General features: G+C 65.1%; 13 protein-coding genes. 4 read left to right on the forward strand and 9 right to left on the reverse strand.

Features of this window, described 5'->3' with window-relative positions:
• Positions 1 to 24: 24 nt before the first annotated feature.
• The gene (locus ACIQUS_RS07400) at positions 25 to 912 is read right to left on the reverse strand and encodes a LysR family transcriptional regulator (protein WP_403044913.1); all 888 of its coding nucleotides are present in this window, start codon (positions 910 to 912) and stop codon (positions 25 to 27) included.
• A gap of 83 nt (positions 913 to 995) precedes the next feature.
• Between ACIQUS_RS07400 and lysM the strand changes: the two genes are divergently transcribed.
• Positions 996 to 1,436, forward strand: coding sequence for a peptidoglycan-binding protein LysM (gene lysM, locus ACIQUS_RS07405; protein WP_403044916.1), 441 nt, complete (start codon positions 996 to 998; stop codon positions 1,434 to 1,436).
• Here the strand turns inward: lysM and yrfG are convergent.
• Positions 1,419 to 2,102 carry a GMP/IMP nucleotidase gene (yrfG, locus tag ACIQUS_RS07410; RefSeq protein ID WP_403044919.1) on the reverse strand — a complete coding sequence of 228 codons (684 nt, stop codon included), beginning with the start codon at positions 2,100 to 2,102 and terminating at the stop codon, positions 1,419 to 1,421. The genes lysM and yrfG overlap by 18 nt on opposite strands.
• Positions 2,103 to 2,183: 81 nt before the next feature.
• On the opposite strand from yrfG, the gene nudE reads away from it, so the two are divergent.
• Both nudE and cysQ read left to right on the forward strand, forming a co-directional pair.
• Positions 2,184 to 2,750, forward strand: coding sequence for an ADP compounds hydrolase NudE (nudE, locus tag ACIQUS_RS07415; RefSeq protein WP_285865286.1), 567 nt, complete (start codon positions 2,184 to 2,186; stop codon positions 2,748 to 2,750).
• A complete protein-coding gene (gene cysQ / locus ACIQUS_RS07420) occupies positions 2,747 to 3,574 on the forward strand; it encodes a 3'(2'),5'-bisphosphate nucleotidase CysQ (protein ID WP_403044922.1) in 828 nt (275 codons plus the stop codon). The genes nudE and cysQ overlap by 4 nt, the downstream gene beginning before the upstream one ends.
• Here cysQ and ACIQUS_RS07425 read toward each other — a convergent pair.
• The 7 genes from ACIQUS_RS07425 to rfbB are packed head-to-tail and all read right to left on the reverse strand — an operon-like array spanning position 3,563 to position 10,642.
• The gene (locus tag ACIQUS_RS07425; RefSeq protein WP_403044925.1) at positions 3,563 to 4,018 is read right to left on the reverse strand and encodes a YiiD C-terminal domain-containing protein; all 456 of its coding nucleotides are present in this window, start codon (positions 4,016 to 4,018) and stop codon (positions 3,563 to 3,565) included. The genes cysQ and ACIQUS_RS07425 overlap by 12 nt on opposite strands.
• A complete protein-coding gene (locus ACIQUS_RS07430; protein WP_403044928.1) occupies positions 4,015 to 5,427 on the reverse strand; it encodes a sigma-54-dependent transcriptional regulator in 1,413 nt (470 codons plus the stop codon). The genes ACIQUS_RS07425 and ACIQUS_RS07430 overlap by 4 nt, the downstream gene beginning before the upstream one ends.
• A complete protein-coding gene (locus tag ACIQUS_RS07435) occupies positions 5,424 to 7,238 on the reverse strand; it encodes an ATP-binding protein (RefSeq protein ID WP_403044931.1) in 1,815 nt (604 codons plus the stop codon). Before ACIQUS_RS07435 ends, ACIQUS_RS07430 begins: the two co-directional genes overlap by 4 nt.
• A gap of 35 nt (positions 7,239 to 7,273) precedes the next feature.
• Positions 7,274 to 8,149, reverse strand: a complete 876-nt coding sequence (gene rfbD, locus ACIQUS_RS07440) for a dTDP-4-dehydrorhamnose reductase (protein WP_403044934.1) — start codon at positions 8,147 to 8,149, stop codon at positions 7,274 to 7,276.
• Positions 8,146 to 8,691, reverse strand: a complete 546-nt coding sequence (rfbC, locus tag ACIQUS_RS07445) for a dTDP-4-dehydrorhamnose 3,5-epimerase (protein ID WP_403044937.1) — start codon at positions 8,689 to 8,691, stop codon at positions 8,146 to 8,148. Before rfbC ends, rfbD begins: the two co-directional genes overlap by 4 nt.
• A complete protein-coding gene (rfbA, locus tag ACIQUS_RS07450) occupies positions 8,688 to 9,563 on the reverse strand; it encodes a glucose-1-phosphate thymidylyltransferase RfbA (RefSeq protein WP_403044940.1) in 876 nt (291 codons plus the stop codon). Before rfbA ends, rfbC begins: the two co-directional genes overlap by 4 nt.
• Complete coding sequence (gene rfbB / locus ACIQUS_RS07455) at positions 9,560 to 10,642, reverse strand: dTDP-glucose 4,6-dehydratase (protein ID WP_403044942.1); 1,083 nt, start codon at positions 10,640 to 10,642, stop codon at positions 9,560 to 9,562. The genes rfbA and rfbB overlap by 4 nt, the downstream gene beginning before the upstream one ends.
• A gap of 165 nt (positions 10,643 to 10,807) precedes the next feature.
• Here rfbB and ACIQUS_RS07460 point away from each other — a divergent pair, with 165 nt between their 5' ends.
• Entirely contained in the window at positions 10,808 to 13,714 is a 2,907-nt protein-coding gene (locus ACIQUS_RS07460) for an aminotransferase (protein WP_403044944.1), read from the forward strand.
• Positions 13,715 to 13,725: the final 11 nt, after the last annotated feature.

Genomic DNA, 13,725 nt, shown 5'->3' on the forward strand with positions numbered 1-13,725 from the left:
TGATGCCTTGATAGACCGCGTCGATCAGGCGTCGCCTTGCAGTGCCTGGAATTCTGCCAGGCACGCTTCGGCCAGGGCCGAACGCGGCGCCGTGCGGCGCATGATCAGGCCCAGTGGCGCCAGGGTGCTGGCCTGTTCGATCGGTTGCAGGCGCAGGCCTTCGGTCAGCGCATCGAACCCCGCCGCCAGGGGCATGATCGCGCAACACAGCCCGCCGCTCACCGACTGCACCAACTGATGGACGGCATCGGTCTGCAACAGCAACCGTGGTTGCAGGCCGCGGCTGTGGAAGTTGTGATCGATCGACTGACGAAAGTGCATGCCGACGGTCAGCAGGCCCAGCGGCAGCTCGGTCAGTGCTTGCCAGCTTAAGGGCTGTTCGTCGAAGGCAAAGTGATCCGGGTCATACAACAGGCCCATGCGCGTCTCGCCCAGGGGCAGGGCCAGAAAGCGTTCGTTGTCCAGGCGATCGAGGTAAGACACGCCAAGGTCCAGGCGATTGCTGGTCAGTTGGTCGAGGATCTGTTCGGAGCTCAGGGCACTGAGCTCGAAGCTCAGGTCCGGGTGTTGCTGGCGCAGGCGCCGCAGCAACGGCAGGGGATCGAAGCTCGACAAGGGCACCACGCCCAGGCGCAGGTTGCCGACCAGGTGGCCGCGACAGGCCGCCGCTTCAGCGTGCAGGCCGTCGTAGGCGGCCAGCACCGAGCGGGCCCAGGCCAGTACCCGTTCACCCTGTGCGGTAAAGCCTTCGAAGCGCTGGCCGCGGTTGACCAGGGCCAGGTCCAGTTCCTGCTCCAGGTTGCGCAGGCGCATCGACAGGGTCGGCTGGGTGACATGGCAACGGGCGGCGGCCTGGCCGAAGTGGCGGGTTTCGTCCAGGGCGATGAGGAATTTGAGTTGTTTGATGTCCATCGTCGATCCACGGCGCTAGCAGGCGAAGCATTCTAACCTGTCCTAGACTCTTGGCTCCGAGTTTCACAACCAAGGAGAGCGGTATGAGCATTTTCAGCTTCATCAAAGAGGCCGGCGAAAAGATCATCGACCTGCTGACCCCGGGTAATGCCAATGCCAGCGAGCAGTTGCAACAGCATGTGGAGGCGGTTGGCCTCGGTAATCCCAACATCAAGGCCACGGTCGATGGCGACAAGGTGACGGTCACCGGTGAAGTGGCCAGCCAGGAAGAAAAAGAAAAAATCCTCCTGGCGCTGGGCAACATTGCCGGTGTCGCTACGGTGGACGACCAGATCACGGTAACCGGGCCGATCGCCGCCGCTGCGCGCTTTGTCGTGGTGAAAAAGGGTGACACTCTCAGTGCCATCTCTCTGGCTGTCTATGGCAATGCCAACCAGTACAACAAGATCTTTGAAGCTAACAAACCGATGCTCAAGCATCCGGACAAGATCTACCCGGGCCAGTCCCTACGCATTCCCGAGTGACCCAGAGAGCCCTTCGAGCAGCGCCCGGTAGTCCTCCACGGCGGCGAACTCCTGGGTATCACGCGGCCCTTTGCGGCTGTCCGGCTGGCGCACCGCAAGCAGGTGCGCCACGCCGAAATCGCGGGCGCTGCGCAGTATCGCCAGGGTGTCGTCGATGAACAGGCTACGGCCAGGTTCAAAGCCGATATCGGCTTTCAAGGCTTCCCAGAACTGCGGGTTCTCCTTGGGGAATCCGTAGTCGTGGGAGCTGATCAGGCGCTCGAAGTAGGGCGCAAGCTCCACTTTCTCCAGTTTCAACGACAGCGAATCGCGGTGGGCGTTGGTGATCAGGATCACCCGCTTGCCGGCGTTCCTGATCGCCTGCAGGAAGGTGTCGGCGTCCGGGCGCAGGGCGATCAGGTGAGCGATTTCCAGCTTCAGGTCGCGCACCGACAGGTTCAGCTCGCGGCTCCAGAAGTCCAGGCAGTACCAGTTCAGGGAGCCGGCGTGTTGCTCGAACAAGGGCTGCATCTCAAGCTCGGCCATGGCCAGGCTGGTGCCGTGCAGTTCGGCGTAGCGCCGGGGCAGGTGTTCGAGCCAGAAGTGGTTGTCGAAATGCAGGTCGAGCAGGGTACCGTCCATGTCCAGCAACACGGTATCGATGGTGGACCAGGCTAAAACGGGCATATGAAAAATCTCGGACAGTCAGGGCAGCAGTGGCCGGGCAAGCCACGGTATAGTAACCCGTTCACGCCAAGGAGCCGCCCCATGCGCCAGAAACCCACCGTCCTTTCCCGCGAGATCGTCGCCAGCAGCCGCCTGTTCCGGGTCGAGGCAGTGCAGTTGCGCTTTGCCAACGGCAACGAGCGCACCTATGAGCGACTGGTGGGGCGCGGCAACGGGTATGGCGCGGTGATGGTGGTGGCGATGCTCGATGCCGAACATGCGGTGCTGGTCGAAGAATACTGCGGCGGCACCGACGAGTACGAGCTGTCCCTGCCCAAGGGCCTGATTGAACCGGGTGAAGACGTGTTGGCAGCGGCCGACCGGGAGCTCAAGGAAGAAGCCGGGTTTGGCGCCCGTCAGCTCGAACACCTGACCGAGTTGTCGCTGTCGCCAGGCTACATGAGCCAGAAGATCCAGGTGGTGCTGGCCACCGACCTGTACGAAGAGCGCCTGGAGGGCGATGAGCCGGAGCCGATGCGGGTCGACAAGGTCAGCCTGCGCGAACTCTCGGCCCTGGCCCAGCATCCGCAGTTTTCCGAGGGCCGCGCGCTGGCGGCGCTATACCTGGTGCGTGACCTGCTGACCCAGCGTGGGGTGTTCGGGGCATGAACGATCAGGAGTTGATGCACGCGGTCGTTGCGCTGGCCCGTGAAGCGGGGAAGGCGATCCTGCCGTTCTGGCGCGCCGAGCTGGCTGTGACGGAAAAGGCCGATGCCTCGCCGGTTACCGCTGCCGACCTGGCCGCCCATGAGGTGATTGCCCGGGGGCTGCAGGCACTGGCCCCGGCTATCCCGGTGTTGTCCGAAGAAGACTGTGAGATCCCCTTGAGCGAACGCCAGCAATGGCAACGCTGGTGGCTGGTCGATCCGCTCGACGGCACCAAGGAGTTCATCGCCGGTACTGAAGAGTTCACCGTCAACATCGCCTTGATCGAGGCAGGAAGGGTGGTGTTCGGTGTGGTGGCGATTCCCACCAATGGTCGTTGCTATTTCGGTGGTAGCGGCATCGGCGCCTGGTGCAGCGAAGCCGGTTTGCCGTCACAGCCCATCCAGGTGCGCTTGGCGCCGCCTGCGGACACAAGCTTTACCGTGGTCGCCAGTCGGCGCCATTCCAGCCCGCAGCAGGAAGCCCTGCTGGCCGGCCTGAGCTCGGCGGTGGGTGAGCTGGAGCTGGCCAATATCGGCAGTTCGCTGAAGTTCTGCCTGCTGGCCGAAGGCGCGGCCGACTGCTATCCGCGCCTGGCGCCTACCTCCCAGTGGGATACCGCCGCCGCCCAGGGCGTGCTGGAAGGGGCCGGTGGCGCAGTGCTCAACCTGGATGGCCAGGTGTTCAGCTACCCGCCACGCGAGTCCTTGCTCAATCCCTTCTTCCTCGCCCTGCCGGCCGCCGCGCCGTGGCGCGAGCGGCTGTTACAACTGGCCTCAACGATGTAGCACGTACTGGCCGCTGAACAGCACGGCGGCCTCGTCACTGCCGGCATTGCGGACCTGGGTCTGCAGGTTCAGGCGCGCCCGGCCACGGCGCTGGTAGGTGGCGACAAAGCGCTCCCAGACCTTTTCCTCCGGTGCCTGGCACAGGGCGATAGCCGCACCGGTCACCGGCAACGGATAGCTGATCTGGCCTTCCTGAATGACGATATGACCATCGTCTATCCCCGCCTCGCGCAGGCGCAGATGCAACCAGCCCCAACCGACCAGCACGGCGGCGCAGTAGAGACTGCCGCCGAACATGGTGCTCTTGTGGTTGACGTTGGGTTCCAGCGGCAGCTGCAAGCGCAGGCAGTGCTGCTGCCAGTCGAGTACCTGCATGCCCATCTCGCGGGTCAGGGGAATGTCACCGTGCAGCACCGATTCGAGGTAGTGGCTGTCCGTGGTCATGGGCGATTGTCCTCCAGGTCGTCAGTGCTGGTGTTGCTGTCGGCGAAGCTCAGGCCATGCTTGCGCAGCTTGTCGTGCAGGGTCTTGCGTGGAATGCCCAGGGCCTCGGCCAGGCTGCGCATGGAGCTGTGGGGCTGGGCCAGTTCGGCGGCGATCAGGGCACGTTCGAACTGCTCGACCTGCTCGCTGAGGTTGCCGCCGCCCAGGGGTACGGCCTGTTCACTCCGGGCGGGCGGGGCTTCGCCGTCCAGCGCCAGCTCCAGGCCCAGGGCAAAGCGCTCGGCGGCGTTCTGCAGTTCGCGCACGTTGCCCGGCCAGCCGTGGCGCAGCAGCATCGCCCGCTGTGCCGGTTGCAGCGTGTGGGCCGGCAGGCCGTGGCGCTCGCTGGCGGCATCGGCAAAATGCTGGAACAGCACCAGGACGTCGTCGCCGCGCTCGCGCAGCGGCGGAATGCGCAGGGGGGCGACGTTCAGGCGGTAGTACAGGTCGGCACGGAAGCGGCCCTGGTCGGCGGCCTGGCGCAAGTCTTCCTTGGTCGCGGCGATGATGCGGATGTCCAGCGGGATCAACTGGTTGCCGCCCAGGCGTTCGACCACCCGCTCCTGCAGCAGACGCAGCAGCTTGACCTGCACATCCAGGCTCATGCTCTCGATTTCATCGAGGAACAGCGTGCCGCCGTTGGCGAATTCGAACTTGCCGATGCGTCGCTTCTGCGCGCCGGTGAAGGCGCCGGGCTCGTGGCCGAACAGCTCGCTTTCCACCACCGATTCGGCCAGGGCGCCGGCGTTGATCGCCACGAAGGGGCCTTCGCGGCGGCTCGACAGATCGTGCAGGGCGCGGGCGACCACTTCCTTGCCGGCACCGGTCTCGCCGAGGATCAGCACATCGGCGCGGGTCCCGGCCAGGGCGCCGATCTGCTCGCGCAGGCGCAGCATCGGCGCCGACTGGCCGACCAGGCGGGTACTCAATTCCTGACGGTCGCTCAAGGCCAGGCGCAGGCTGCGGTTGTCGAGCACCAGGCGGCGCAGGGCCAGGGCGCGGCGCACGCTGTCGAGCAGGGCATCGCTGGCGAAGGGTTTTTCCAGGAAGTCATAGGCACCGGCACGCATGGCCTGCACGGCCAGGGGCACGTCGCCGTGGCCGGTGATCAGTAGCACCGGCAGTTCCGGGTCCTGGGCGTGCACTTGTTGCAGCAGCTCCAGGCCATCGATGCCGGGCATGCGGATGTCGCTGACCAGCACACCCGGCCAGTCCTGCTCGATGCGTCCGGCCAGGCCCTGGGCATCGCTCAGGGGCAGGACCTTGAGGCCGGCAAGATCCAGGGTCTGGCTCAGGGCCTGGCGCAGGTGCGGGTCGTCGTCGACCAGGATCACCTGTACGCGGCTGTCGATGAGCGGCTCGGTCGTCATGCCGATGGGTCCTCCGAGAATTGCAGGTTGGCGCCGGGCTTGGCGACGCGCAGTTTCAGGGTAAGCAAGGCGCCGCCTTCGGGGTGGTTGCCGAGCAGCAACTCACCGCCCAGGGCGCGCATCAGGGTGTCGCAGATCGCCAGGCCCAGGCCCAGGCCCTGGGTGCGGGTCTTGGTGGTGAAGAACGGCTCCCGGGCGCGGGCCAGCGCTTCGCTGCTGAACCCCGGACCGTTGTCGCGAATGTACAGGTAGACGTTGCCTTCGCGCTGCTCGGCACTGAGCATGAGTTTACGCGGGTTGGCCTTCTCGGTCAGGGCATCGAGGGCGTTGGCCAGCAGGTTGCCCAGCACCTGGCGCAGGCGGGTTTCACCGGCCTGGACCCACAGGGTGGCGTCGGGCAGGTCGCGCACCAGTTCCACCGCCATGGCCCGGCGGCGCTTGGCCAGCAGGGCCAGGGCATCGTCCAGTGCTGGCTGCAGTGCCACGCTCTCCGGGGCGTGGCGGTCGCGACGGGCGAAGGCGCGCAGGTGGGCGATGATCGACGCCATGCGCCCGGTCAGCTCGCTGATCAGCTTGAGGTTGCTGCGGGCATCTTCGGTGCGCTGGTGGTCGAGCAGGATCTCGGCGTTTTCGGCATAGCTGCGGATTGCCGCCAGCGGCTGGTTGAGCTCGTGGCTGATGCTCGCCGACATGGTGCCCAGCACCGACAGTTTGCCGGCCTGGACCAGTTCGTCCTGGGCACGGACCAGTTCCTGTTGGGCCTGCTCGCGCTCCAGCACTTCGGTCTTCAGGCGGCTGTTGAGGCCTTCGAGGTCGGCGGTGCGTTCGATCACGCGCATTTCCAGCTCCTGGCGGGCGTGGGCTTCGAAGTCGATGCGGTCCATGTAGTGGCGGCGGCGCTGCATGATCAGGCCCAGCAACAGCATCAGCACCAGCAGGGCGGCGCCACCGATGGCCACCACGGTGCGCACCGGGCGGTCGATCAGGGTCCTTGGGGCGAGGATACTGACCTGCCAGCCGGTCTCTTCGATCGCCTGGGTCTGGATCAGCCAGGCGTCGCGGTTGAGGTTCAGCGGCTGGGGTGACTGGGTCGGGTAGGGCTGGATGGCGACGATGGCTTCGCGCTCGGCCTCGGTCAGCGGCCGCGTGGCTCGGAAGCGCCAGTCGGGACGCGAGGTGAGGATCACCACGCCATTGTGGTCGGTCAGCAGCAACTGCTCGGGAGTCTTGCCCCACAGGGTCTCGGTGTGGTCCAGGTCGACCTTGACCACCAGTGCGCCGATGATTTCGTCACCGTCGCGCACCGCTGCGGCGAAGAAGTAGCCACGTTTGGCCGAGGTTGTGCCCTGGCCGAAGAAGCGCCCAAGGCGCCCGGCAATCGCTTCGCTGTAGTAAGGGCGGAAGGCGAAGTTGCGGGCGACGAAACTGTCGCGCTTGTCCCAGTTGGAGGCGGCCAGGGTGTTGCCCTTGGTGTCCATCAGGTACATGACTTCGGCGCCGGTCTGGGTGGCGATGTCCTTGAGCAGGCGGTTGGCGTTGGTCAGGGTTTCCAGGCGCAACGGGTCGGCCAGCACGGCGCGCAGGGCCGGCAGGTCGCCGAGGATCTGCGGCAGGGTTTCGTAGCGGTGCAGGGTGCCCAGCAGGTTGGCGACGTACAGGTCCAGGGTCTGGCGGTTCTGTCCGGCCAGCTCGTCCTGGTAGTAGCGTTCGGCAAGGTGTTGCAGGGGCCAGAGCAGCGGCGCCAGGCAGATCGCCAACAGGGCCAGGCTGCGCCAGCGAGGGCGGCGGGGAAGGGGTGGAATCATGATCATCGCAACTGCGCCAGTAGGGTCTGGCGCATTATGCGCTACTTCAGGCAGTCGATCAGCGCCTGCTGCCAGTGCGGCTGGCTGACTTGCCATTGGCGTTGCAGCAAACCGCAGTCCAGGCGTGAGTTCAGCGGGCGGCGCGCCGGCGTCGGGTAGTCGCTGGAAGGGATCGGCAACAACTCGGCGCAGGGCAGGCCCTGGGCCTTGAGGTGCGCGCCGATGGCCTGGGCGAAACCGAACCAGGAGGTCTCGCCCCGGGCGGTCAGGTGATAGGTGCCCCAGGCACCGGACTGGCCGGCCAGCCAGCGCTCGATCAGCATGCGGGTGCTGGTGGCGAGGGTGCCGGCCCAGGTCGGTGCGCCGATCTGGTCGGCGACGACGCGCAGCTGCGGCTGTTCCTGCAGCAGGCGTTGCATGGTCAGCAGGAAGTTGCGGCCGTGGCGCGAATAGACCCAGCTGGTGCGCAGGATCAGGTGCTGGCCGGCCGCGGCCTCGATGGCCTGCTCGCCCGCCAGCTTGCTGCGGCCGTAGACGTTCAGGGGATTCGGCTCGTCGTCTTCGGTGTAGGGCGTGGCCTTGTCGCCGTCGAACACATAGTCGGTGGAGTAGTGAATCAACGGAATGCCCAGCCGGGCGGCTTCTTCGGCAAAGATGCCCGGTGCCCGTGCGTTGAGCGCAAATGCCAGCTCCGGCTCGCTTTCGGCCTGGTCGACCGCGGTGTAGGCGGCGGCATTGATGATCAGGTCCGGGACAAGGCGCCGCACCTGCGTGCGAATGGCCTCGGGCTGGGCAAGGTCAAGCCGGTCGCGGCCCAGCACGTGCAACTGGCCGAGGTCGCCCAGGCACTGTTGCAGCGCCCGGGCCACCTGGCCGTGCTGGCCGCTGATAAGAATGGTCGGCCGGGTGGGATTCATGGAAACAGCTCGGCGTCGCGCAACCACTGGCCGGCCTGGTCCTTGCTGGACAGCAGGGGTGGCTGTTGCAGCTGCCAGTCGATGGCCAGATCCGGATCGTCCCAGCGAATGCAGCGTTCGGCAGCGGGGTTGTAGTAGTCGGTGGTCTTATACAGGAATTCGGCATGCTCGCTGATGACCACGAAGCCGTGGGCGAAACCTTCAGGCACCCAGAGCTGGCGGTGGTTGTCGGCGCTAAGCGTCACCGCGACCCACTGGCCGAAACTGGCCGAGCTGCGGCGAAGGTCCACCGCGACATCCAGCACCTCGCCCCGAGTCACCCGCACCAGCTTGCCCTGGGTGTTTTCCAGCTGGTAGTGCAGGCCGCGCAGCACACCACGGCTGGAGGCGGAATGATTGTCTTGTACGAAGCAGGCGCTGACACCGGTCAGTGCTTCGAAGGCGCGGGCGTTGAAGCTTTCGTAGAAAAAGCCGCGGCTGTCGGCAAATACCCGGGGTTCAAGAATCAGAACACCAGGCAAGGCAGTGGAGATGACGTTCATGGGTGCTCTTCGGCCAGTTTGTAGAGGTACTGGCCGTAATCGGTCTTGCCCAGCGCCTTGGCTTGCTCAAGCATCTGTTCGCGACTGATCCAGCCTTTCTGCCAGGCGATTTCTTCCAGGCAGGCCACTTTCAGGCCCTGGCGGTGCTCGATGGTCTGGATGTATTGCGCAGCTTCCAGGAGGCTGTCGGGGGTGCCGGTGTCGAGCCAGGCAAAGCCTCGTCCGAAGCGTTCGACACGCAGGTCGCCGCGCTGAAGATAGACGTTGGTGACGTCGGTGATCTCCAGTTCGCCGCGGGCAGAGGGTTTGACGCTTTTGGCAATTTCGATCACGTCATTGTCATAGAAGTACAGGCCGGTGACGGCGTAGTTCGACTTGGGCCGCAACGGCTTTTCTTCGATCGAGCGGGCACAGCCCTGTGGGTCGAAATCGACGACACCGAAGCGCTGCGGATCCTTGACCCAGTAGCCGAATACCGTCGCGCCGCCGGGGCGGTTGATGGCGCGCAGCAGCTGTTCGCTGAAGCCCTGGCCATGAAAGATGTTGTCCCCCAGGATCAGGCACACCGGGTCGCAGCCGATGAATTGTTCACCGATCAGAAACGCCTGGGCCAGGCCGTCCGGGGAAGGCTGCTCGGCATAGCTGAGCTGAATGCCGAACTGGCTGCCATCGCCAAACAACTGGCGATACTGGGGCAGGTCCTGGGGGGTGGAAATGAGGAGGATCTCGCGAATGCCGGCCAGCATCAGCACCGAGATCGGGTAGTAGATCATCGGTTTGTCGTAGATCGGCAGCAGCTGTTTGGACACCCCCAGGGTGACAGGGTGCAGGCGGGTGCCGGAGCCGCCCGCCAGGACGATGCCCTTGGTCATGCAATCAGGTCCTTGAAGTCGCTGGCGCCCAGGCGCTGGCCCTGGTAACTGCCGTCTTGCACACGCTGGCACCATTCCAGATTGTCCAGGTACCACTGCACGGTCTTGCGCAATCCACTGGCGAACGTCTCTTCGGGTGCCCAGCCCAGCTCGTGTTCGATCTTGCCGGCATCGATGGCGTAACGCCGATCATGGCCCGGGCGGTCGGCGACGTAGGTGATCAGGTCGGCATACCGGCTGACACCGGCTGGGTGCTGGGGGTGGAGTTCTTCGAGCAGGTCGCAGATGGCGCGTACGACATCGAGGTTCTCCTGCTCGTTGTGGCCGCCAATGTTGTAGGTCTCGCCGACCCGGCCCTCATCGAGCACCTTGAGCAGTGCCCGGACATGGTCCTCGACATACAGCCAGTCGCGCACCTGCAGGCCGTTGCCGTACACCGGCAGCGGCTTGCCGGCCAGGGCGCTGGTGATCATCAGCGGGATGAGTTTTTCCGGGAACTGGTAGGGGCCATAGTTGTTCGAGCAGTTGCTGACCAGCACCGGCAGCCCGTAGGTACGCTGCCAGGCGCGGACCAGATGGTCGGATGCCGCCTTGCTGGCGGAGTAGGGCGAGCTTGGCGCATAGGGCGCGGTTTCGCTGAACAGCCCATCGGCGCGGTGAAGGTCGCCATACACTTCGTCGGTGGATACATGGAGGAAGCGGAACGCTTCACGTTGCCCGGCAGGCAAAGACTGCCAGTAGGCGCGGGTGGCCTCGAGCAGTGCGTAGGTGCCAACGATATTGGTCTGGATGAACGCTGCAGGGCCGTCGATCGAGCGGTCTACATGGGACTCGGCAGCCAGGTGCATGATCGCCTGGGGCTGGAAGCGTTGCAGCACCTCGCTGACCCTGGCCTGGTCGGCAACATCGGCCTGGACCCACTCATAGCGGGTATCGGTGGCAATGCAGGCCAACGATTCCAGGTTGCCGGCATAGGTCAGCTTGTCGAGGTTGAGCACCTCGTGCCCGGTGGCGCTGATCAGGTGACGAATCAGGGCCGAACCGATGAATCCGGCGCCGCCGGTGATGAGAATGCGCATGTGCAGTGACCTTTGGCGAATCTGCTGATGTTCTGGTGAAGCCTAGCTGCTGGACAGTTTACGCCATGTGCCCCGACCTCGTTGCTCATCGCCTTTTTCCGGCTGTGCTTGCTTATCGGCACAAGCAGTGGCGATATAAGCAGCAAAAAAAACGAGGTCCCCCCCATGCCGCTCACCACCCTGATCCACCGTTCCAGTCAGCCCTGCCCCGACGTCAGCGAACAGCAGGCCCTGCTCGTACTGCAGGAGCACTATAGGCTCAATGGAGCGTTGCAATCACTGGGCAGCCAGCAAGACCTGAATTTTCGCGTCGACAGTGCCCAGGGGCGCTATGTGCTGAAGATCTGCCACGGTGACTATGCCGTTGCCGAACTGGAAGCCCAGCATGCGGCCCTGGGCTATCTGCGCGAGCGCGGCTTGCCGGTGCCGGCGGTGATCGCGGCGGGCTCCGGCGCCAACCTGCTGGCACTGGACGTCAATGGCCAGGCCATACGCGCCCGGCTGCTGGACTATATCGAGGGCCAGTCACTGACCCGCCTCAAGTACATGGAACCGCAGCTGATCGCCGAACTGGGACGCCTCTGTGCCCGCGTCGACCAGGCCCTGGCCGACTTCAGTCACCCGGGGCTTGAGCGAACCCTGCAGTGGGACCCGCGTCATGCTCCGGCCCTGATCGCCCATTTGCTGCCGGTGCTCGTCGACGGCCCTCGTAAGGCGCGCGTGCTGGAGGCCGCCAGCAAGGCCGAGCAGCGTCTGCAACCTTTGATCGAACAACTGCCGATGCAGGCCGTGCACCTGGACATCACTGATGACAACGCGGTCTGGCAGCGCGATGAACAGCGGCAGTGGCAGCTGCAAGGCGTCATCGACTTCGGCGACCTGTTGCACACCTGGCGGATCGCCGACCTGTCGGTGACCTGTGCGGCCCTGCTGCACCATGCCGAAGGCGATCCTCTGCGCATCCTGCCCGCCGTCCAGGCCTACCAGGCGCTCAACCCCTTGACCGAGGCCGAGCTCCGGGCCTTGTGGCCGCTGGTGGTGGCGCGTGCCGCGGTACTGGTGCTCAGCAGCGAGCAGCAACTGAGTGTCGATCCGGGCAACACCTACAGCCGTGACAATCTGGCCCATGAATGGGAAATCTTCGACGTGGCGACCAGCGTGCCCTTCGAACTCATGGAAGCCGCGATTCTCCAGGCTGCTGGCGTTGCTGTGCCTGTAGCGCCGCTCGACGTCGTCGCCCTGCTGCCAGGCCTGCAGGGCAGTGCAGTCACGCCGGTGGACCTGGGCGTGCTCAGCGAGCATTTCCAGGCGGGCAACTGGGAGCAGGACGGAATCGACCAGCAACTGCTGCGCGAGCAGGCGGCAGAGCAGGGTGCGGCGTGCTCGCTCTATGGCCAGTACCGGCTGTCGCAGACCCATATCGACAATCCGCAGGAGCCGGCCACCCTTGCTCTGCACGTCGAGCTCCAGGTACCAGCGGGCAGTGCCCTGCAAGCGCCTTGGGCAGGTACTTGGCTGCAAGCCGGGGACGGGCAGGGTTGCTTGCAGGGTGAACAGTGCAGCCTCTGGTTGAGCGGTCTGGCCGATGTGCCGAAACCGGGCACGCAACTGAGCGCAGGACAAGCCCTGGGACGCACTGATGGCGTACTGTCGATCCAGCTGTGCCGGGTGCCGGGCCTGTGCCCACCGCCGTTCGTCGTGCCTTCACGCGCTGCGGCCTGGCAAGCACTGTGCCCGTCACCACACGCCCTGCTGGGCTTTGCCTGCGAGGCCGAGCCGCTGGTCGACGCCGGGCAGTTGCTGGCACGTCGCGATGCCAGCTTCGCTCGCTCGCAGAAACACTACTACCAGCAACCGCCGCATATCGAACGCGGCTGGCGCAACTACCTGATCGACATGCAGGGCCGTTCCTACCTGGACATGCTCAACAACGTCGCCGTCCTCGGCCATGGTCATCCGCGCATGGTCAGCGAGGCAGCCCGCCAGTGGTCGTTGCTCAACACCAACTCGCGCTTTCACTATGCGGCCATTGCCGAGTTCTCCGAACGCCTGCTGGAGCTGGCGCCAGACTCCATGGACCGGGTATTCCTGGTCAACAGCGGCACCGAGGCCAACGACCTGGCGATCCGCCTGGCCTGGGCCTACAGCGGTGGGCGTGACATGCTCAGCGTGCTTGAGGCCTATCACGGCTGGTCGGTGGCCACCGATGCGATTTCCACCTCCATCGCCGACAACCCCCTGGCCTTGAGCACCCGGCCTGACTGGGTGCATCCGGTGATCGCACCCAACACTTATCGGGGCGCCTATCGCGGTGAGCAGAGCGCGGGTGATTACCTGCGCGATGTCGACGCCAAGCTCGATGCCCTGGCCGGGCAAGATCGGCAACTGGCCGGTTTCATCTGCGAGCCGGTGTACGGCAATGCCGGCGGTATTTCTCTACCGCCGGGCTACCTCAAGCAGGCCTATGAAAAGGTCCGGGCTGCGGGCGGGGTGTGCATCGCCGATGAGGTGCAGGTCGGCTATGGCCGCCTGGGTGAGTACTTCTGGGGCTTCGAGGAGCAGGGCGTGGTGCCGGACATCATCACCATGGCCAAGGGCATGGGCAACGGCCATCCCCTGGGGGCGGTGATCACCCGTCGTGAGATCGCCGAGGCGCTGGAGGCCGAGGGCTACTTCTTCTCGTCGGCCGGTGGCAGCCCGGTCAGCTGCCGGATCGGCATGGCGGTGCTCGATGTCATGGGCGAGGAAGGCCTGTGGGACAACGCACGCGATGTGGGCAGGCACTTCAAGGCGCGCCTGCAGCAACTTGTCGATAAACATCCGCTGGCCGGCGCCGTGCATGGTTCGGGTTTCTACCTGGGCCTTGAACTGGTGCGCGACCGCTCGACCCTGGAGCCCGCCACCGAGGAAACCACGGCATTGTGCAACCGCCTGCGCGAGCTGGGCATCTTCATGCAGCCAACCGGTGACTACCTCAACATCCTCAAGATCAAGCCGCCGATGTGCACCACCCGCGCCAGTGTGGACTACTTCGTCGACTGCATCGACAAGGTACTTTCAGACGCGTTGTAACCCTTGAGCCA

The sequence above is a fragment of the Pseudomonas sp. NPDC090755 genome (genome assembly GCF_044769005.1).
Classification (GTDB): domain Bacteria; phylum Pseudomonadota; class Gammaproteobacteria; order Pseudomonadales; family Pseudomonadaceae; genus Aquipseudomonas.

Bases quoted from the DNA above. Each gene is read 5' to 3' on its own strand.
- ACIQUS_RS07400 (WP_403044913.1), bottom strand. From the start codon at position 912: ATGGACATCAAACAACTCAAATTCCTCATCGCCCTGGACGAAACCCGC.
- lysM (WP_403044916.1), top strand. From the start codon at position 996: ATGAGCATTTTCAGCTTCATCAAAGAGGCCGGCGAAAAGATCATCGAC.
- yrfG (WP_403044919.1), bottom strand. From the start codon at position 2,102: ATGCCCGTTTTAGCCTGGTCCACCATCGATACCGTGTTGCTGGACATG.
- nudE (WP_285865286.1), top strand. From the start codon at position 2,184: ATGCGCCAGAAACCCACCGTCCTTTCCCGCGAGATCGTCGCCAGCAGC.
- cysQ (WP_403044922.1), top strand. From the start codon at position 2,747: ATGAACGATCAGGAGTTGATGCACGCGGTCGTTGCGCTGGCCCGTGAA.
- ACIQUS_RS07425 (WP_403044925.1), bottom strand. From the start codon at position 4,018: ATGACCACGGACAGCCACTACCTCGAATCGGTGCTGCACGGTGACATT.
- ACIQUS_RS07430 (WP_403044928.1), bottom strand. From the start codon at position 5,427: ATGACGACCGAGCCGCTCATCGACAGCCGCGTACAGGTGATCCTGGTC.
- ACIQUS_RS07435 (WP_403044931.1), bottom strand. From the start codon at position 7,238: ATGATCATGATTCCACCCCTTCCCCGCCGCCCTCGCTGGCGCAGCCTG.
- rfbD (WP_403044934.1), bottom strand. From the start codon at position 8,149: ATGAATCCCACCCGGCCGACCATTCTTATCAGCGGCCAGCACGGCCAG.
- rfbC (WP_403044937.1), bottom strand. From the start codon at position 8,691: ATGAACGTCATCTCCACTGCCTTGCCTGGTGTTCTGATTCTTGAACCC.
- rfbA (WP_403044940.1), bottom strand. From the start codon at position 9,563: ATGACCAAGGGCATCGTCCTGGCGGGCGGCTCCGGCACCCGCCTGCAC.
- rfbB (WP_403044942.1), bottom strand. From the start codon at position 10,642: ATGCGCATTCTCATCACCGGCGGCGCCGGATTCATCGGTTCGGCCCTG.
- ACIQUS_RS07460 (WP_403044944.1), top strand. From the start codon at position 10,808: ATGCCGCTCACCACCCTGATCCACCGTTCCAGTCAGCCCTGCCCCGAC.